Origin of the sequence: Agrobacterium sp. S7/73 (assembly GCF_019355535.1) — a bacterium.
Classification (GTDB): Bacteria; Pseudomonadota; Alphaproteobacteria; order Rhizobiales; family Rhizobiaceae; genus Agrobacterium; species Agrobacterium tumefaciens.
Genome location: NZ_CP072137.1, coordinates 114,873 through 135,255 on the forward strand (window position 1 = coordinate 114,873; position 20,383 = coordinate 135,255).

A 20,383-nucleotide genomic window follows, 5' to 3' on the forward strand; every position below is an offset into this window, starting at 1 on the left:
CATCTCCCAGCGGTTCCGGCCCCGGATGGCGCCTCCTTGAAAGGTATAACGAGGCCCTGCGCATCGGCAGCATACCAAAAGGGAGAGGACGGCCGGTCAGAACTGGCTGATTCACCGTCCACCACGTCGACATCTGCCTTTAAGAGGAGGCAGGGTGGGTATCCCCGCTTCCGACTTAAGCCTTTTGGTCGAGTTGCAGGTCACGTAGGCCGTGCCAGACTTCAAAAATACAACGCCGGGTCGCGCACGATCTTTACGATAACAGGTAGCGCGAGACGACATCATCTACGGTTCATGGAGGCGGATTGGATGGGTACGTTCGCGACGACTTACGAAAAAATGCAGAACTTCAACTGGCTGACGCGCTTTCTGCATGCAGGCCGCTATCGAAAGCTGCTCGAGGTCCTCGAAACAGTGCAGAAGGACGTCGGCAATCGGAAGGTCAGAATACTGGATATCGGCTGCGGCCCCGGAACCGCGGTCGGACATATTCTGGAAAAATTCGACGTTGATTACGTCGGTATCGACTACGATCCAATCTTCATCGAGGCCGCGCGCAATCGCTACAGCAACTACGAAAACTGCCGTTTCATCGTCGGCGACGCCACCGACGAGAGCCTTTACGAAACCATCGAGGCCGACATCGTCATCGCGCTGGAAACGCTTGAACATATCCACCTCAACCGCACCGTCCGTGTCATCGAGCACGTCTGCGCGATCGTTCGTCCCCGCATTTTCCTGGTTACGGTACCCGTCGAAGTCGGGCCAGCCGTATGGATCAAGAACTGGGGTTCGGCCCTCATGGGCTACAATCGGCAATCCGGCAATCTGAAAGAGACTTTTTGGGCAGGCTTATACCGGCTGGACCGGGTGCCCGCGCACCATACGTCACATCAGGGTTTCGACTGGCGGTGTCTGGCGCAGCTTATCCGCGTCAACGCGCCCCTGCGCGAAATCCGCAGCCTGCCGTTTTCTTTTGTTCCACGCTTGCTCAGTCCGAACGTCGCGCTGATCGCCGAGCCGGTAAAATCGAGGATCGATCTGGCAAACGATGACCCCGAGGCATGGAAGATCAACCATGGCCAGACAACCTGGAACCAACAGCATATTGTCGACGGTGCCGTTGCAACCGATGCTGCGCGCCACGCCAAGTCCTCATCAACATGGTCGATGCGCCTCAAGGGATTGCTGGGAATGGGCCTCGCCACCATGCCATTTGCCTGGCATCGCTGGTCTTACATCTCCATTTCCCCAGGCGAACTGCACTCATCGCATTTCCTGCTGACGATCGACAAACACTTGCTGCGGCCTCATCAACCGATGGAGGGCGACATTATCGTCCTTGCAGGGCAAGCCATTGTTCAACGCATTTCTGAAGCCAGCTATCTGCTGATCTAGGATAAGGACTTGTCAGCCGCAGCGAGCGCAGAGAAGACGAAAGTCGGACATGGATCGTTCCGGGTTGCGGACATCCACAGGGGGCCGACAACTCCCGTCAGACCCGATATCGCAGGGCCTCCAAAACCCTGACGAACGCCGGTGATGCCTGGCGACGGCTGGGGTAATAGAGGTAATATCCGTCCCAGGGCGGGGAATATTTCTGCAGCACGCGAACCAGCCGGCCGTCTGCGACATAAGGAAGGATCATTTCCTCCGGGATGTAGGCAAGCCCGAAGCCGTCAAGCGCGGCTTCCAGCGAATTGAAACTGTTGTTGAAGGCGAGCTGGCCATCGACCTTGATCTTGATCTCGCGGCCCTTGTCCTCGAACTCCCATACATAAAGGCCGCCGGCACTCGGCAGCCGGAAGTTGATGCAATCATGGCCGACCAGGTCCTTGGGATGCCTCGGGTGTGGTCGGTTCTTGAAGTAGGCGGGCGATCCGACGACAGCGAGACAAAAGTCGGGACCGATCCTTGCGGAGATCATGTCTTTCGCGAGATGTTCACCCATACGCACCCCCGCATCATAACGCTCCGTCACGATGTCGGTCAGTCCGTTGTCGAGGATCAGCTCGACCTTGACGTCGGGATATTGAGGCAAAAATTTCCTCAGTTTGGGCCAGAGGACATAGGTGATCGCGTACTCGGCGGCGACGATACGGATCGTTCCCGCCGGCTTTTCCCTCAGTTCGTTCAACGCATCGACATGCGCTTCGATCTCGTCGAAATGTGGACCGATCCCGTTTAGCAGACGCTCGCCCGCCTCCGTCGGCGAAACCGCTCTGGTCGTCCGCATCAGGAGACGCACGCCCAACCTGGCTTCAAGCTGGCGAAGTGTGTGGCTCAATGCTGACTGCGATACGCCCAGCTTCGCCGCCGCCCGGGTAAAGCTCTGTTCTCGGGCAACAGCAATGAAAGCTGCAAGATCGTTGACGGTATCGCGTGCCATTCATGAGCCTCCTGCATCCAGACCTGTTGATTATGGCATAATGCTCATGCCGCACTAACAGAAAAAGAGCCCGCTTTGGGCGGGCTCCTGAGCTGTTACGTCACTGCAGGACGTATCAAGCCGACAGATGCTGCTCAAAGAAGCTGGCGAGCTTGGTGAAGGGGATCACATCCATCTTGTCGTAGAGGTCCGTGTGGCTTGCGCCGGGAATGACATGGAGTTCCTTCGGTTCGGCCGCCGCCGCATACGCGGTCTCTGCGAAATAAAGAGAATGGGCCTTCTCGCCATGAATGAATAGAACCGGGCGCGGCGAAATTTCCGCGATGTAGCTCAGGATCGGCATGTTCATGAAAGAAATTGGCGTTGTCTGCGACCAGGCGTTACGGGAGTTGACCGCCCGTTTATGATAACCGCGTGGTGTCGAGTAGTAGTCGTGATAATCGATCATGAACTGCGGCGCATTGGGTCCGACTTCCGCGTTGTAGGCCGCCTGATAGGCAGGTGTACCCTTTTCCGCATCGACCCACCGCTGACGGCTCAACTGTTCCAGGGTCGCCGTGCGCTGCTCCAGCGTGACGCTGTCGTTGTAGCCCTTGGACATGACGCGGGTCATATCGTACATGGTGCTGGCAACCACGGCCTTCACACGCTTGTCCGAGGCTACGGCATTGAGCGCCATGCCACCCCAGCCGCAGACACCGATGACGCCGATCCGTTCGCGATCGACTTCGCGACGCAGGCCGATGTAGTCCACAGCCGCGCTGAAATCCTCGGTGTTGATGTCGGGAGACGCGATATTGCGCGGTTCGCCGCCGCTCTCACCTGTATAGGAAGGATCGAATGCCAGAGTGATGAAACCGCGTTCGGCCATCGTCTGTGCGTAAAGGCCGGACGATTGTTCCTTGACCGCGCCAAACGGTCCGCTCACCACGATTGCGGGGTTTCCGACGCTGTTGCGGGTTTTGGGCATGTAGAGGTCGGCCGCCAGGGTGATGCCATAACGGTTTTTGAACGAGACCTTCTGGTGATCGACCTTCTCGCTCTTCGGAAAAACCTTGTCCCAGTCCTGCGTCATCTTCAATGTTTGCGCCTCCGCCTTCGAAACCGCCATCACTGACGCCGCGCCAATCGCGGCGATGCCGACACCCGTAATCTTGAGAAGGCCACGGCGGCCCATGTCCAGGCCCTCTTCCGTAAAAGCGTTTTCGTTCTGATTGCTCACTTCACTCTCCATTGTCGTTGCCGTGACGAGCGGCCGGGAAGCTGCTTTGAGGGGTGATGCAGCAGCGTCGTTCAAAAGATAGATCGGAGATTGTCGCGAGATTAGACCGCGGCGAAGGCATACCATCATGAGCGATATTCATGAATGAACCGAGCCCCTGCATCGACGTGGATAATACGCAAGCAGGCCGGGCGCGGCTAAACAAGACCCTTTGATGAGCATCGTTCATGACTGCATCCCGTGACAGGCGGCTTATTGCAAGATGCTTCATGACTTATGTTTGACCTCGCTGCCTCCCATCAGCAGCGGAAGACCGTTGAAGCAATAGCCAAGAAAAGCTGCCGTACCATGTCGATAGAAACTACAATTTCCACAGGGGAAGCCAGATCCCGATCCGCAAACTGGGGCGGTGTGTTGGCGATGACGCTCTGCGTTTTCGCCCTGATCGCGTCTGAATTTATGCCTCTCAGCCTGCTGACGCCGATCGCGGATGAACTGCGCATCAGCGAAGGATCGGCCGGACATTCGATCGCGATCTCCGGCGCTTTCGCCGTCGTCACGAGCCTCTTTGTCTCGTATCTCGCGGGAGAGTGGGACCGTAAGCTGCTGTTGCTTGCTCTGACGGCACTGATGGCCCTTTCTGGCGTGACCGTGGCGATCGCACCGAACTATGAAATATTCATGGTCGGGCGCGCGCTCATCGGGATAGTGATCGGTGGGTTCTGGTCCATATCGGTGGCGACCGCCATGCGTCTTGTACCGGAGCATCTCGTTCCCCGAGCGCTTGCAATCTTTAACAGCGGTAACGCGCTGGCAACTGTCGTTGCTCCTCCGCTCGGCGCGTTTCTCGGATCGATCATCGGTTGGCGAGGTGCCTTCTTCACTGTCGTCCCCGTCGCGGCGATCGCATTCCTGTGGCAGCTGGCAAGCCTCCCTTCCATGAAGCCCCTCCCCGGGAAAACGTCAAAGAATGCATTCAGGCTACTGAACCGTCCTTTGATCGCTATCGGCATGGCATCGGTCTCGGTCTTCTTCATGGGCCAGTTCACGCTGTTCACCTATGTCCGCCCGTTTCTCGAAACTGTGACACGAGTAGATATCTCGGTACTCACCTTCATTCTTCTGGGCATCGGAGTTGCCGGCATCGTTGGCACCAGCCTTATCGGTTACTTTCTCGCCAACCGCCTGTATCGCGTTCTGATCGTCATCCCGGCTCTGATGGCGGTGACGGCCGTGATACTTGTTGCCTTCGGCAACAGTCTCCCTGTCGCGGCGATAGCGCTTGCGGTCTGGGGAATGATCGCCACCGCGGCGCCAGTGGGTTGGTGGGCGTGGCTCGCCCGCTCACTGCCGCAGGATGCGGAAGCCGGAGGTGGTCTCATGGTTGCGGTCATCCAGCTTGCGATATCAGCCGGTGCGATAGTGGGCGGATTTCTTTACGACGCATCCGGCTACCGCATGACTTTCCTGGCAAGCGCAGGTTTGCTCCTGGCCGCGTCAGCGCTGGCATTAAAATCATCGAGAATATCCTCGTAAAGCAGTTGGGCATGGGAGTTCCAATGATCGACCGGCGTCTATTTCTTGGGCTGGCTACCGCGGCCACAGCTTTCCCGTCCGCATTGTTCGGTCAGGTAACAAAAACGGAGGTATCCTTGATGAGTTTCCGAATGGCCTTTGGTGGTCACAGCATGACCGCGACCTTGTTTGACAACCCGTCGGCACGCGAGCTCATGAAAATGCTGCCGCTCGATCTCACGATCGAAGACTATTCGACCAACGAGAAAATCGCATATCTGCCTCGAAAGTTGACGCAGGTGACTGACACGCCTTTCGATAACGCACGTCCCGGCGACATCGCTTATTACGCGCCATGGGGTAATCTGGTCTTCTACTACGACAGCTACCGATACTCGAAAGGGCTTATCCGCCTCGGACGCTTCGATGACGGCTTCGAGCCACTTTTCACCCGAGGCGAATTCTCTCTGCGCATAGAGCGCGCCTGACACGCGCCTGCCAAAGGTAAATGCCACTAACGTCGGGAAAGCAAGCGGGCCATGGCATGATGGGGTGCCGGCTTATCGCTATCCGGTCCGCTTTCCCTTTCGAGACGTGCACGAATCTTTTCGATTTCCTCTTCCGTGAGGTGCTCGATCCCAATGAAGTCACCGCGCGCCTGCTCCACCGCCCGCAGCAGCTCGTCCAGTTTTGCTTCCATCGCTGCGGAATCCCTGTTCTGTGAATTCTGCACGAGGAAAATCATCAGGAAGGTGACAATGGTCGTACCCGTATTGATGACCAGTTGCCAGACCTCCGAAAACCCAAACAGCGGTCCGCTTATCCCCCAGACGAGCACGGTTCCCAGAGCCACCATGAACGCCGTTGGAGAGCCGGAAAATGAAGCTATAGCGCTTGCGAAGCGAGTGAAGAATTTATTCATAACACGCTGCCCCTTGTTGCCATTTTAGGGATGCCAACTAACAAACAAAAAATGCACGATTGTTCCGGGGTGCCGTGACAGCAGAAGTTCCGATTTGCACTTCGATCCGCGGCAAGCCCTCATTTGTGTTCGTTCTCGCCAAAGTGGTCGGTGAATTCTCCCCAACGACAATGAGGTGGCCACCAACTCTCCTACCCCGGCATTCAAGCAGGTCAGCACAAGCGTCGGTGCGATCACCTCCGCTTGACTATTCTCCGAAGCATGGAGCCTCTCGCCTTGCGAGGAATGAGATCGATATCGCTGACAAGCTTTGCGCCCCCCTCCCGCCGTTCCAATGTGATCTTCCGGCTATGAAACGCTTCCAGTTCGGCACGATGCGCTACGCTTACGATCGTCGCATCGGGTAGCTCATCAATTACCGTCTGCATCATCTTGTCCTGACTTTTCTCGTCCAGAGCCGCCGTCGCCTCGTCCATGACGATGATGTCGGGGGCGTTCAGCAACAGGCGTGCGAAGGTCAGCCGTTGTTTTTCGCCACCTGATAACGTCTGGTCCCACGGCGCCTCGTCTTCAATCTTGTCCTTGAGTTGACCCAGACCGACCTTGTCGAGAGCGGCCCCGATCTCTTCCGGCGTCCAGCTCTCGGCCGGTTGCGGATAGCAGACCGCCCGACGTAGCGTGCCGGCCGGAATATATGGCCGCTGCGGCAGCATGAACAATCGGCTTCCGTCGCGAAAATTGACGCTGCCTCCACCCCATGGCCAGAGACCGGAAATGGCCCGAACCAGTGTGCTTTTGCCCGAGCCCGATTCCCCCGCGACAAGCACTCTCTCACCCGCGCCGATCTCGACATCCGTCTCCTTGACGACGGCCGTTCCGTCACCGAGAGAAACGGACACATCCTTGAGGCTGAGTATTGTCTCGCCTTCCGTTTCGCCTCGCACGATCCGACCAAGAGTGTCGCTCTTTTCGGCGCGCTCCAGGCCATCGAGCGACATCATCAGGGAGGCAACACGTCGCGCGCAGGCATTCCAGTCGGCCAGACGGGGATAGTTGTCGACCAGCCAGCCAAATGCGGATTGGACAATGGTGAAAGCGGAAGCAGCCTGCATTACCTCGCCAAGAGACATGCTTCCATCGAGAAACTTCGGCGCGCACAACAGAACCGGTACGACGGGGGCAATCAACATAGATCCATTCGATACGACCGTGGTGCGCATGTATTGCTGCGCCATGAGACGCCACTGCCGCCGGACATTGCCGAAGCGCTTGTCCAGATCGCTGCGCTCCTCGTCTTCGCCGCCTAGCAGGGCGATGCTCTCACCATTCTCTCTGACGCGCGTAAGCGTGTAGCGAAACTCCGCTTCAACCTGGTTCTTGACTTCGGAAACCTTGACGAAGTTCCGGGCAATGAAGGCGATGGAACTGGATGTGATGATTGCATAGATAACGGCCGCAATCACGAGAAAGCCGGGGATAGTGATCCAGACACCCGCGATGGAGACCGTGAGAGCCCCACCAATCGTCCACAAGACAACGATAAAGGTAGAGGCAGACACGAATGCAGCGATGACACCTGAAACAAAATCCACGGGCGCCTCGGTGGCAATACGCATATCCTCCGAGAGCCTTGCCTCGGGGTTTTGATGGTCACCATCGATCAAATTGAGCTGATAATAGCGGCCATTCGCAATCCATCTCCCAACGAGCGCCTTTGTCAGCCAGGAACGCCAGCGCCGCTGAATGCGCATCCTGACATACACCTGCGAGGTCACGATAAAGACACTTCCCAGGACGAGCAGCGGAAAGACGGATCCAAGAAAATAGACCGTCGACGCGTCGCGTTTTTCAATCGCGTCAAAAATCCCGCGATTCCAGACGTTGATGCCATACTGGAAGCCGACATTTATGCCGATCATAGCCAGAAGCCCGAGCGAAAACAGCCAGGCCAGCCGATCGCCGCGACGGCTCCAGAAACCTCGCGCGCTGATCCAGAAACGCTTCAGCAGATATTTCCTGCGAGCCTCCTCGGCCTCCTCTGGCGTCAAGCCCAAAGCGGGTTCCATCTCCTCTGGCGGGAGCGGATCATCGTTTTCATGGGCATCGTTTTCGGATGCGGTTGGGGTGCCAGTCTCGTCGGCACCAACGACCGGCTTCGGTCCTGCGTCATTATCGATCATGGGCGCTAAACGAACAATGCGTCGAAAGGTTTCACGACTTTGTGATGCGTCGTGAAATATAATTCCGTTACTGCGCGGCGCTTTTCAAAAGGCTCTAAATACACGGCTTTCTGGCCCGCTGCCGACATACCGGAATCGCGCTAGCGGATATTCTGACCGTTGGTGGAGACGGTCCAGGTGCATCGCCATGGGGTGCCTGACTTAGCGCGCGGTGCGACAGATCATATTGACGGTTAACCGCGTGTTGACTTCCCGTTTGACGAGATGGCCTAACATAAGCAGACTCTGAAATTGGACCCCGCCGCACCCGGTTTTCATGCCGTGCGGCAAGCATACGGCGCCATCATGCGACTCAGTACCATCACGAACCTGGCTTATGCTGTCACCCTCGTGCTCACGACAGTATCGGCGACCACATTCATTCTATCGGCCAGAAGCGCTTCTCAAGAGCGGGTGGCAATCCAGAATCATCTCGAACTGACCGATCTCGCCGAAGAACTGGCGATCATTGCGGACGAGCGCACCGAAGAGGCGCGTCTTTACGTCATGCGGGGCGACGAGCAACATCTCGCAAAATTCTACGTCGACGAAGATCAGGAAAAGCACCTTGAAAACACCCTGGACAAACTCGCAGCTTTTGGTGTTTCGCCGCAAGAGGCAGGCTCATTTCAGGACATACGAAAGAGCGCCGACGCACTGGACAAGATGGAGCGCGATGCAATCGGTTTCTATCGATCCGGCCGCCAGAACGATGCACAGCAGGTCCTGTTCGGCGATGAGCACTATCGACTGCATACGGACCTGCTGACAACCGTCGCGACGCTGAGAGAAGCCATTGCGGCCCGCTCGCAGGCGATGGTTGACCAGGCTAAAGACCGAAGCGATTTCTACGGATCGATCGCGAAAGTGATGCTTGCGCTCACCGCCCTGATGTTTGTGGCCGTACTCTATTTTGTCCTCAGCAGACGCGTTGCCTTGCCGCTTATCAAAATGAGCAACATCGTCACGCGCCTTGCCCGGCAGGATTACAGTATCGACCTTCCCGACGAAGGCCGGCGCGACGAAATCGGTGAAATGAACCAGGCTATCAGGATCTTCCGCAGCAACGGGCTGGAACGGGAACGGCTTGACGCGGAGCACCGCAGGAATCAACGCATCAAGGACCTGATCCTGCAGATGATGCATCGGATTCAGGCCTGCCAGAATCAGGAAGAATTGTCCGACGTCGTTTCGAAATTCATGCCGCAGATTTTCCCGGCCATTGCCGGCCGCCTGCTTGTTCTCAAGGAAAACAGTTCGGTTCTCCAATCGACCGGACAATGGTCCGATCCTTCGTTTTCCGCCCCGGAATTTTCGATAGACGATTGCTGGGCTCTCCGTCGCGGACGTCCCCACGCCAGCAACCCGGGCGGAGACGATGTTGTCTGCCATCACCTACATGGCAGTTTCGGAACCGGCCTGTGCATACCACTCACCGCATTGGGAGAAACCGTCGGCTTATTGTATCTTGAGATTCCGCAGAGTAGCGAGACGCTGGAGTTGGAGCGGCTATATCTCGAACTCCTCGCCGAAAATATAGGCCTTGCCGTTGCAAACCTCCAGCTTCGGCAGCGGCTGGTTGGCATGGCACGGCAAGACGCCCTGACCGGTCTTTTGAACCGTCGATCGCTTGATGAGACGCTGAACAGGCATATTGAAAAGCCAACCAATTCGCTTGCATGTCTGATGCTCGACATCGACCATTTCAAGCGCTTCAATGACCGGTTTGGCCATGATGCCGGAGATGCGGTGATGCAATATGTCGCCCAGGTGCTGTCGGAAGCCGTCGGCGATCTGGGTGAACTATTCCGTTTCGGCGGCGAGGAATTCACCGTGCTCATGCCGGCTGGGGGCATTGAAGATGCCATCAAGGTTGCGGAGAAACTCCGGCACGCGGTCGAGCGCGCACCTTTCACCTACCGGGGCCGTCTGCTTGACTCGATCACCATATCCATCGGTATCGCAACGTCACCGGGCGCCGGAACCGTGAGCAGCGTCCTGGAACGGGCGGACGCTGCGCTTTTGAGCGCCAAACAGACAGGCCGGAACAAGTGGGTGTCGGCCGAGAAGCCTCCAACCGATTAGGTAGAGGCTACGCCGCACCGATTGCGTGGTTATCGAAGCAGCAGCCGACCTGGCATATTTGACCGGCTAGACGATGAGGTTCGGGTTCTTCCACAGCTGGAATCCGCCCTCGAAAGCAAGCGTATTGTCTCCGCGGCGGCATCCGGGCGGCAGGGTATCGAGTTTTTCGACATTACCACCGCCGATGACCACCTCATCCGGTTCAAGGGCGGCAGTCAGACGCTCTACGACATCAGTGACGCGCTTTTGCCATTTGGCATTGCCCTTCTCTTCGCGATACGCCTCCCGGAGATAGTGCTCGTACGTTTTGCCCTTCCGATAGGGAAGATGAGCGATCTCCATGGGCTGGGCCACGTTTTCGACGATCATCGCAGCCCCAAGGCCTGTTCCGAGACCGAGAAACAACATGCGCCCGCCCTGATAGGAGCCGATTGCCTGCATCAGCGCATCGTTAACGATACGAACGGGGCAGCGGAAAGCGCCGGCGTAATCATAACCGACCCAGCCTGTACCCAGATTGACCGGTTCGCGAAGCGGTTTGTTGTGGACGACCGGACCGGGATATCCCATGGCGATGACGTCATAGGTCATGTCTTTCGCCATGGCGGTTACGGCGATGACCATTTCTGGTCCAGTCATCGCCTTGCCGCTTTCGACCTTGCGCTCGTCGCCACCTGCACTTGAGCGGATCTTGACGTGGCTGCCGCCGATATCGATCGCTAGAACGATCCGATCCTGTGTCATTGAACTACCGTCCGTGGTATTTGCTGGCATGGGCGTCACTCCGGATCGACCCAACCGCCTGGCGGCGCGAAACTCTCCATCTCGAGCGGACCCCAGCTTCCTACGGCATAGCGTGGCGGCACGGCCGGGTCGTCGAGAATGGGCTCAACGATTTTCCATGCGAGTTCTGCCGCATCCTGACGGGTGAAAAGCTGGCGTTCGCCTGCCATCGCATCGCCGATCAGCCGTTCATAAGGCGCCATGTCGCCGATGCCGTCATCGACAGCACCCAGTTCCACCGCCTCGCCGAGCATACCGTCCCCGGCAGCCTTGCGGCGCGCGCCAATGCCGATGGCGATATCTGGCCCGAGCCGAAAGCGCACATAATTTGCGGCCGCCGTCTCAACATCGCCGAATAGCGCTATCGGCGGCCGCTTGAAACGCACCACAACTTCGGTTGCATGGGCAGGCAGGTTCTTTCCGGCGCGGATGAAGAAAGGCACGCCGTTCCAGCGCCATGTGGCCACGCGAAACCGCACGGCGGCAAAGGTCTCGCGGCTCGAGCCGGACGCAACGCCGGGTTCGTCAAGGTAACCGTCGAACTGGCCACGCACCACATCCTCGCGGCTGAGCGGTGGCATGGCTTTGAGGATCTGCACTTTCTCATCGACAAGATCGTCCGAAGCGCTTGTTGCCGGTGGCTCCATGGCCAGTAGCAACAGCACGTTGATGAGATGGTTCTGGATCACATCCCGGATGCATCCAACCTCGTCATAAAACTTTCCGCGTCCCTTGATGCCAAAATCCTCGGCCATGGTGATCTGCACGCTTTCAACATGGTCGCGGTTCCAGACCGGTTCAAGAAACGCATTCGCGAACCGGAAATAAAGAAGGTTCTGAATCGCCTCCTTGCCGAGAAAATGGTCGATGCGAAAAATGGCGTCCTCTTCGAAAACCGCGTGCAGCGACTGGTTCAGCGCCTCTGCCGTGGCAAGATCGCGGCCGAACGGTTTTTCCACCATCAATCGTGCCGAGGCGGCTATCCCGGCCTTATCAAGCCCGGTCACGACGGTTTCAAACAGTGACGGCGGAATGGCGAGGTAATAAAGCGGATGACCGTGGTCACCGAGTGCGGCGCGCAGCTTTTCGAATGTCGCCTCGTTTCGGTAGTCGCCGGACACGTAATGCAGTTGAGAAGCGAATTTTTCGAAGACGGCTTCATCGATCTTGTCGACGTGGCTGGTAACCGCGTCGCGCGCCCTTGCGATCAACTGATCGCGCGACCAGTCATCGAAGGCGACACCGATGACTGGTGTTTGAAGCGCGCCGCGTTTCACCATGGCGTAAAGGGAAGGAAAGATCATTTTGTAGGCAAGGTCGCCGGTGGCACCGAACACTACGAGCACGTCCGATCGCTGCTTATCCATGGCCGGCGCCCTCATTTTGCTTTTTCCAGATGGCCACCAAAGGCATTGCGCATGGCCGAGAGTACCTTGCCGGCAAACTCCGCCTCACCGCGTGAGGAGAAGCGCTCGAACAGGGCGGAAGCCAAAACAGGCGCAGGAACACCCGTTTCGACGGCCGCCTGAAGGGTCCAGCGCCCTTCGCCTGAATCTGACACCCGCCCGCCATACTGGTCGAGATGAGGGTCCTGCTTCAGCGCCTCCGCCGTCAGATCGAGCAACCACGAGCCGATGACAGACCCATGTCGCCAGACCTCCGTCACGGCAGGAAGATCGATGTCGAACTGGTAATATTGCGGGTGGGCGAGCGGCGCAGTTTCCGCATCGGCCTCCCGGTGCTGCGTGCCGGCATTCGCGGCCTTCAAGATATTCAGGCCTTCAGCATAGGCGGCCATGACACCGTATTCGATGCCATTGTGAACCATCTTGACGAAATGCCCTGCGCCTGACGGTCCGCAATGCAAATATCCCATTGGCGCCGTGCCGGTGACGGGATCGGCCGCGATGCCTTGGCCCGCACCGGGAGCGAGCGAAGCAAAAATCGGATCGAGCCGCTGCACAGCACCCAACGGGCCACCGATCATCAGAGAATAGCCGCGCTCCAGACCCCAGACGCCACCGGATGTACCGGTGTCGATGAAGTCGATGCTACGGGGCGCAAATTCCGCCGCCAAATCGATGGCATCCCGGTAGAAGGAGTTGCCGCCATCGATGATGGCATCGCCCGCCTGCAATCTGGCGGCAAAGTCACGAGCAATTTTCGGCGTTATTGCCGCCGGCAGCATTAGCCAGACGGCGCGTGGCGGTGACAGCTTCGCAACCAGGTCGTCTGGCGAGGTCGCGCCAACTGCGCCTTCCTTCACCAATGCTGCGACATTGTCGAGATTGACGTCGAAGACCACGCAATCATGACCCTGTTTCAGAAGACGGCGCACCATGTTTGCGCCCATTCGTCCAAGCCCAACCATTCCGATCTGCATGCTGACACTCCATTTGTCCAATGCGCGATATGTACTTCATTCGCCGAGGCGAACGGTGAAATCCTGGTTTTCCCAATTCCCTGTGTTTGGCCAAAAGAAAGTAAAAACGATTGCGTCGCCCGCCGCCATATCCTGAACGGGCAAGTCGACGAAATATGTGCCAAGGCCGGAAGCACTCGTTCTGGTGTCGCTGGTCGTCACCCAGCCATCCGCACTCCAGTGCACGACAGCATCATCCGTCAGTTCGAGCCGCAACATCTTGCCGGCCGGCATCCCGGCAATCTTGTTATTGAAACACCAGATCCGAAGGTGCGACGGCGTCTTGTTGAGGATGTAGCGCTCCACACCCTGCGGCGGCACGTCGAAAACGGAACCATCGGCAAGCGACCGCAGAAGTTTGATATGTTCAGCATGCGCCCAGACCAGCGGCATCGCACTTCCTGAGGGCTGGCCGTAGAAAAGCTCGTATTCGGGGATGTCGGGCTGGTCCCAGAGCTGCTCGGGGAAAAGGCCGTTCCCACCGGCCGATTTCTCCAGCGTTACCAGCAGCGCTTCGGCCACCTCCCGCCTTCCCGCAGCAAGCTCGTAATGGGCGCGTTCGCCGGTTAAAAGCGGCCATGGCCGCCCCTGCCCGGTGCCGTCGAATGCTGCTCCATCGGCGTGCTCACCATATCCATCGCCCGTATATCTATACCATACAGGCCCCTGCGGCAGATCGGCACGCAGGCAATGGTCGATTGCTTTGATCGTCGCGAGAATATGCGGATCGTCAGGCGCGCGCAGGCCGAAGCGAACAAGGGCAAGCGCATCGGGACTGATGACGTCGCTGGTCGGCAGCGTGGAACGGTCCGGCGTCTGGTTGCGGATGGGCGTATCGCCGAATGGTCGAGCTACGTCGGTCGCGTCAGGCGAAGCGATGCGAACATAGTGGCCGGAAATGCCAAGCGCGGCGCAGAATGTCTCGTCACCGGCAAAGGTCCATTGTTCGATCTGCTCGTTCCAGCAATCAGCCGTTTCCCGTAGATGCACGGCTTCGGCAGCATCACCGTCCATATCGATAAGGTCGGCAGCGGCAAGCAGCGCAGCGATCTCGACGGCAAGGGTGAAGGGACTGTAGCCGGCATCCTCTTCCCACCTGTCCTCACCGGTCGTCGGGCCGTTTGCCAGAATATAGGCCGCGGCGCGGTGGATCATCGGCATAAAATCCGCCCGCGTGGCATGATCCAGGTGACCATGTCGATGCAGCATATCCGCCAGCAGGATCGGAAAGGCGCATTCATCCATCTGGACGCCTGGCCAATAGGGTTTGCCATCCAGCCAGAGATTTTGCGGCCAGCGGCCCGATGGCTGCTGTACCTGACGAAGATAATTGAGGATCGCCAGCGCCTCGTGGTGATCGCCGGCCGCCAGAAATCCGCCGGCCGCTTCCACCAGGTCGCGCGGCCAGACCAGGTGATAACCACCGAGATCGTCATCGCTCTTCGATGCTCCCCAAGGGATCGACAGGCTTGCAACAACAGCGCCCGGTCGGTCGGCGGCACGATGTGCGGCGAGCACTGCTGTCGACACCCGATAGGAATTGATGCCGTGATGCGTATCGCGGTCGAGCGTTTCCAGCCGGTCTTGCCAGTTGCGCCAGTTGGCAACGTAGGCCTCGTGCGCCCGTTCAAAGCCATGCTTCAGACTATAAACGGCCGCCGCAGCCGCTTCATATTCCGTCTCGCCAAAGCCGAGCGCCAATGTTGCCGCGCCATTGACATCACTGAAGTCGATCTCACCTGCCAGCGAGACATTTCCGTCATCGGCTCGCTGGTACTCTTCAACGATGCGTCCGTGCCGATGCAACTGCTGCCAACCATCGGAAACACCCACGAAACCGGCGCTGACTGCCCGCCAGGGCAGATCGCAGACAAGCGCAAGATATCGTGAACGGCCGGTCGCGAAGAGGACCTGATGTCCCTCATAGTCGCCAATCCAAGCCGAGTTAAGATTACCTGCATTGACGAGATGAGGTGCCAGCAGCGCAGTCACGCGATAATCCGAAATTTGTCCCTTCAGGGGAATGAACGAAAGCTGCTGAAGAACACTGGCCCGCGCGGGATCGCTGATCACCTGTTTCTCAATTCTGAACGAGCCATCCGTCGCCGTATTGGTAATGTGAAATGCCGGAATTCCACTTTTAAAAGGGCGGGTGACGGATACGCAGTCGCGTTTTTCTTCCGAAAAGTAACCCTCAGGCCCAGTGACAACAAAACCGAGATCGCGGGTGCAGGCACTGTCTATCCTCGGATAATAGACCTCGTTCAGAATGCCGTGGCTGAGCGTGAACCAGATAGGCGATGCTTCCGACAGCGCAGTGCCGACCCCGTTTTTGGCGCTCGACGTCCAGCGCGCTTCTATGCCAGGCGCGCCCGGTGCAAAATCCAGTCCGGTGCGCATCATGAAATGTCTCGGTTACGCTGATGAGGCAGGCGAAAGTGGCGCGAATTGCAGTCCTGAACAGTCATGACGGGGTATCTCGACCTTGAACCAAGGCTCTGTTCCTGGATAACAACAGGAAACGGGCTTACCGGTTCCTTGCTCATATCCACAACGGATGCAGCCTCGCCATAAAGCTAGGTATTGGCGAACTGGTACACAACTAAAGATTTGGTAATTTAAGCCGCGCCGCGCGTTGGAGGTTTTGGGTTGCAGGACCAACACGCTCAGCCACCGAGCCGCCGCTAGAGCGGGCGGCCGTTGTGGATCACACCGATATTGCCGATGAACCGGCTATTCCAAGTGGATATCAACCGCCCGACCAGCCCCTTGCGTTGCCTATGGCGCGTGAGAAGCGAGCGTGATCCGCTTCTTCGACCGATCCGTCGGGTTTGAATATCTCGGCATCTTTTCGCATGGCGGTTACATCGATATCGCACAGTTCCGCGAGACCAAGCGCCGTCAACTCGCGCATGGCCGGAACGCAGATGGTCCGACCACTGGCAGCGGCCAGGAAACGGGCGAAATAGCGACTGTTCGACAGGCCGCCATCTATCGAAATCGTATCGCCGATGGGAACGAAAGTCTGCGCGGCTTCGATCAACCGAACAGTCAGCAAGGCAATGCCCTCAAGCAGGGCGCGCACCATGTCACTCCGCGCCGTTGCGTGGTCCATGCCGATGAAAAGCGGTACGGCCTGTCTATCCCAATATGGCGCAGCAAGGCCTGAAAATGCAGGCACGAACACCAGTCCACGACGAACGGCCGATGAACCCTCAAAACCGTCAAGTTCGGTATTGTCAACATAAAGGCCGATCTTTCGCGCCCATTCCAGCGCGGCACCGGCGTCATAAACCCCGCCTTCTATGGCGAAAACGGCTGCGCCGCCTTGCTTCTGCCAGCCAATGGTGGGCAGAAGCTCCCCCGCCAACGGGCGTTCGTGACCAGCGATGGCCAACAGGAAGGCGCCCGTGCCGAAGGTTATCTTACAATCGCCCGGTTTGCGGCAACCGTGCCCATAAAGCGCCGCCTGCTGATCGACGATGGAAACGCGAATGGGCGTTCCCTCGATAGAACCGAAGCCGCCATTAACAGGACCGATTGCGGGCAGGCAATCCAGCGGCACCCCATGAAGAGCGCAGAGTTCCGGGCTCCAGGCACCGGTTGCCAGATCAAGCAGTCCCGTCCGCGAGGCCGTTGCAAGGTCGGTGCGGAAACAGCTTGCAAGCCGATCCAGAAAGAATGCGTCGGTGGTGCCCAGGCGCAACCGCCCTTCGGCTCTCGCCCGTGCCACCGCCGGATTGTGCCTTAGCAACCACGACAGTTTGCTCGCCGAAAAATAGGGATCGAGCGGCAATCCGCAAATCTCTTTCGATCGTTCCGCAGCCGATTGGGGCAAAGCGGCCAGGGCTTCGGCGGTGCGGGCATCCTGCCAGACGATGACCGGCGACAGCGCTTCCCCACTCTCGGCATCCCACGCCAGGCAACTCTCGCCCTGGTTGGCGATCGCGATCGCATCTACCGGCCCGGCATCGGCCAGTACCGCGCGGATGTTGCGCAACAGCTCTTCCGGATCATGCTCCACATGACCGGGGTTTGGATAGAACTGTGCATGACGCAGGCTTGAGACGAGTTGCGCCGTGCCACCGTCGCTTATCACAAGGCATCGGGTCGACGTCGTTCCCTGATCGATCGCCGCTATGCGCATCAATTCGTCTCCTGAAAGTGAAAGGCAATCTGGGTCGCCTCAACGGCGGCGCGGGGAATGGGCACAAGCACACGGCGTTCCGGCAGCCACCGGCCGGACTTGCTCCACACTTCCGTTCCATCAAGATGAAGCGAAAGCCTGCCTTGAACACGTCTGATGAAGCGCAGCTGAAAATCGAGAAAAGCCGGCCGGTCAAGTCCCCCCGATCGCACCATGGTGGGTACCGCGAGTTTGAGCGGGTCGGCGAAAGCGATACGCACTGCCTTTGCGTTGCAGGGTTCGCGGGTGAGATCGTCGGCAACGGCAGCACCCACGCGGCGGCCTTCGCGAAACGACCAGCCACCCGTTTCCACGGCCCGCAATACGTTCCCCGTGGCGAAGAACATCGGGTTGGCCATCCGGCCGTCCTGATCGATCGTAGGGCCATCGCTGCCTGCCGCCACATCGACAGGGGATGCGTTCAGAAGCGTTGCCTCCGGCGTGAACCGCCCGGTGAGGAGAACACCATCGCACTTGACGGTGAGGATACGGCCATCTGCCAGCCGGATGTCGGCCTCCTCGACACGACCACTCCCACGAATGTCCACAAGTGTTGCACGGCAATAAAAGGCCACTCCGACCAATCGGGGAAACCACCGGAAAAGCGACCGCGCCAGCGGTTCCGGCTCAGGCTCGATCATCGCCACCGGCCGCGCGCCATGCGTCAGGCATGTGAGAAGCGCGGAAAAGGAAACCAGTTCCGAACCAAGGATAAGCGGCCGGCGAAAGGGCATGATGCCGTGAAAGGCGACATAGGATTGCAGCGTGCCGGTGGTGATCACTCCCACCGGCCTGTCGCCCGGCAGGAGCCGCGCTGAGCGTGGTTTTTCCCGCGCGCCGGTCGCCAGCACAACGCGCCGGGCCTTCAACGTCTCCACGCCGCGCGCAGACGTAACCAGCAGCGTACCGTCCTGTCCGAGTTCCACCACGGAATGACCGGTGCGGACATCAACGCCCGCATCCTGCGCCTGCCGCTGCAGACGTCGCGCATAGGCCGGGCCGAAGTAAACGCGACCGAATTCGCGCATGCCGAAAGGCGAATGTGTGCAATGACGGGGTGCGCCGCCAAGCGCTGGCTCACGCTCGAGGATCGTCACACGCGCAACGCCGCGTGCTTTCAGCTCCAGCGCTGCCGCCACGCCCGCCGGGCCGCCGCCGACCACGATTACATCTGCATCCGGAACGTTTTCTTGCATCTGCTGAAAAGGCTTCCGGGAGCTCATCGATCGTCTCCCGGACGGACCGCAAGCGGTACAGCCAGACGGTCGCCCGTCATCGCGGCCAGCCGGGCGTTGCAGTAAAATCCCTGACAGCGCCCCATGCCGGCGCGGGTGCGCCGCCGCAGACCTCCGAAATCACCCGGCGGCACCGGGCTGGAAAATGTCGCCTCGATCTCACGGCGGGTGACAAGCTCGCAATGGCAGACGATTTCGCCATGATCAGCGCGCTGCCAGTCCCGCTCGCAGGTTTCGCTCAGGTTAGGCATCGTCACATGAGGCACTGCGGGCGGGGGCATGAAGCGCGTGCCGAAACTTTCGTGAAGCGCCAGAGCGTGCTGCGCCAGACCAAGTGCCGCACTGAGACCGGTGGATCGCACGCCGCCAAGCGTGATCGCGCGCAGGTCCGACCGTGCGGAAATCCGGTAATGTTTCTTCTCGGAGGCCGGGCGCAAGCCGGCATAGATAGCGGTCACGGGAATGGAGGCCAGTACCGGAACGATCTCCCTGCCGCGCGTCAGCAGCGCTTCCAGCGCCGCCGTTTCTACCGTCGCACGCTCGCGGTCATCTTGTTCTTCCGCCGTCGGGCCGATGAGAACGTTGCCGAAGGCGGTTGGACACACAACGATGCCCTTGGTGATTTCGGTGGGAACGGGCAGGACGATGCGCGGCACGTGCCGACGGGCGGCCTTGTCGAGAACGACGAATTGTCCCTTGCGAGGCTTGATGGTGAAGTCTGGGACAAGCCCCAGCCGCGCATCGACGATATCGCCGAACAATCCGGCCGCATTGACAACGCTCGCCGCAAGAACCGGACCCGCCGTCGTCTCTATCCGCCACGCGCCATCAAACGCACCGGACAGGACTTCGGCGTTGCGCACCAGCTGCGCGCCAAGCGCCACCGCTTGCGTAAGATAGCCCAGCGGCGCGGACCAGGGATCGATGACATGTTCACCCGGAACTTCGAGTGCTGCGACAAGACGGTCGGACAAGCCGGGCATGGATTCCCGGGCCTGCCGGGCCGTAAGCAGACCGAGCTCGGCAATGCCGTTGCGTCGCCCCTGCTCGGCGATCGCCTCCAGGCTTTGCGCCTCGTCGGGATTCCACGCACAGACCAACGCGCCGGTTTCAACGAGGCTAAGGCCCATCTGCCTGTGGATGGACAGATATTCTGCCCGACCTGCCTTCACCAATTCCAGTTCCAGACTGCCTTCGGGCGCATCGAAGCCGGTGTGGAGGATAGCGCTGTTAGCCTTCGATGCCCCGGAAAGAATATCGGACCCCTTCTCGACGATCACGACCTTCGCACCAGCCAGTGCGAAACGACGGGCAACCGCGCAACCGACCACCCCGGCACCGATGACGGCGACGTCGAATGCTGTGGAGAGGCTCTGGACCATGGGCTTGCCTTTATTTTCGTGGT

Annotated in this window: 15 protein-coding genes; 4 read left to right on the forward strand and 11 right to left on the reverse strand. The window is 58.9% G+C overall.

Annotated features, from left to right (window positions below):
• The first annotated feature begins 36 nt into the window (after positions 1–36).
• Positions 37–1,398 carry a class I SAM-dependent methyltransferase gene (locus J5276_RS15550; protein WP_255610225.1) on the forward strand — a complete coding sequence of 454 codons (1,362 nt, stop codon included), beginning with the start codon at positions 37–39 and terminating at the stop codon, positions 1,396–1,398.
• Between the two features lie 97 nt (positions 1,399–1,495).
• On the opposite strand, the gene J5276_RS15555 is transcribed toward J5276_RS15550, so the two are convergent.
• Together J5276_RS15555 and J5276_RS15560 are read right to left on the reverse strand one after the other, a co-directional pair.
• Entirely contained in the window at positions 1,496–2,389 is an 894-nt protein-coding gene (locus J5276_RS15555; protein ID WP_209159590.1) for a LysR family transcriptional regulator, read from the reverse strand.
• A gap of 115 nt (positions 2,390–2,504) precedes the next feature.
• Positions 2,505–3,566: an alpha/beta hydrolase gene (locus J5276_RS15560; protein ID WP_370647633.1), complete on the reverse strand. Its 1,062-nt coding sequence runs from the start codon at positions 3,564–3,566 to the stop codon at positions 2,505–2,507.
• A 393-nt stretch (positions 3,567–3,959) separates the two neighbouring features.
• Between J5276_RS15560 and J5276_RS15565 the strand changes: the two genes are divergently transcribed.
• Positions 3,960–5,147: an MFS transporter gene (locus J5276_RS15565; protein ID WP_174043019.1), complete on the forward strand. Its 1,188-nt coding sequence runs from the start codon at positions 3,960–3,962 to the stop codon at positions 5,145–5,147.
• A gap of 23 nt (positions 5,148–5,170) precedes the next feature.
• Positions 5,171–5,614 (forward strand): cyclophilin-like fold protein, encoded by a 444-nt coding sequence (locus J5276_RS15570; protein ID WP_236735842.1) that lies wholly within the window; start codon positions 5,171–5,173, stop codon positions 5,612–5,614.
• 26 nt (positions 5,615–5,640) lie between these two features.
• Here the strand turns inward: J5276_RS15570 and J5276_RS15575 are convergent, their stop codons facing one another.
• Positions 5,641–6,048, reverse strand: coding sequence for a low affinity iron permease family protein (locus J5276_RS15575; protein WP_013761309.1), 408 nt, complete (start codon positions 6,046–6,048; stop codon positions 5,641–5,643).
• Positions 6,049–6,281: 233 nt separating this feature from the next.
• A complete protein-coding gene (locus J5276_RS15580; RefSeq protein ID WP_112673912.1) occupies positions 6,282–8,228 on the reverse strand; it encodes an ABC transporter ATP-binding protein/permease in 1,947 nt (648 codons plus the stop codon).
• 345 nt (positions 8,229–8,573) lie between these two features.
• Here J5276_RS15580 and J5276_RS15585 point away from each other — a divergent pair, with 345 nt between their 5' ends.
• Entirely contained in the window at positions 8,574–10,352 is a 1,779-nt protein-coding gene (locus tag J5276_RS15585) for a diguanylate cyclase (protein WP_013761311.1), read from the forward strand.
• A gap of 66 nt (positions 10,353–10,418) precedes the next feature.
• On the opposite strand, the gene J5276_RS15590 is transcribed toward J5276_RS15585, so the two are convergent.
• The 7 genes from J5276_RS15590 to J5276_RS15620 form a co-directional block, all read right to left on the reverse strand.
• Positions 10,419–11,096: an ROK family protein gene (locus J5276_RS15590; protein WP_041694617.1), complete on the reverse strand. Its 678-nt coding sequence runs from the start codon at positions 11,094–11,096 to the stop codon at positions 10,419–10,421.
• A 35-nt stretch (positions 11,097–11,131) separates the two neighbouring features.
• Positions 11,132–12,502, reverse strand: a complete 1,371-nt coding sequence (zwf, locus tag J5276_RS15595; RefSeq protein ID WP_013761313.1) for a glucose-6-phosphate dehydrogenase — start codon at positions 12,500–12,502, stop codon at positions 11,132–11,134.
• A gap of 11 nt (positions 12,503–12,513) precedes the next feature.
• Entirely contained in the window at positions 12,514–13,518 is a 1,005-nt protein-coding gene (gnd, locus tag J5276_RS15600; RefSeq protein WP_013761314.1) for a phosphogluconate dehydrogenase (NAD(+)-dependent, decarboxylating), read from the reverse strand.
• A gap of 36 nt (positions 13,519–13,554) precedes the next feature.
• Positions 13,555–15,960, reverse strand: a complete 2,406-nt coding sequence (locus tag J5276_RS15605) for a glucan 1,4-alpha-glucosidase (RefSeq protein ID WP_162686616.1) — start codon at positions 15,958–15,960, stop codon at positions 13,555–13,557.
• Positions 15,961–16,306: 346 nt separating this feature from the next.
• Positions 16,307–17,704: an FGGY family carbohydrate kinase gene (locus J5276_RS15610; RefSeq protein ID WP_112200881.1), complete on the reverse strand. Its 1,398-nt coding sequence runs from the start codon at positions 17,702–17,704 to the stop codon at positions 16,307–16,309.
• A complete protein-coding gene (locus J5276_RS15615) occupies positions 17,704–18,966 on the reverse strand; it encodes an NAD(P)/FAD-dependent oxidoreductase (protein WP_003517671.1) in 1,263 nt (420 codons plus the stop codon). The genes J5276_RS15610 and J5276_RS15615 overlap by 1 nt, the downstream gene beginning before the upstream one ends.
• The gene (locus J5276_RS15620) at positions 18,963–20,360 is read right to left on the reverse strand and encodes an NAD(P)/FAD-dependent oxidoreductase (RefSeq protein ID WP_112192231.1); all 1,398 of its coding nucleotides are present in this window, start codon (positions 20,358–20,360) and stop codon (positions 18,963–18,965) included. Before J5276_RS15620 ends, J5276_RS15615 begins: the two co-directional genes overlap by 4 nt.
• Positions 20,361–20,383: the final 23 nt, after the last annotated feature.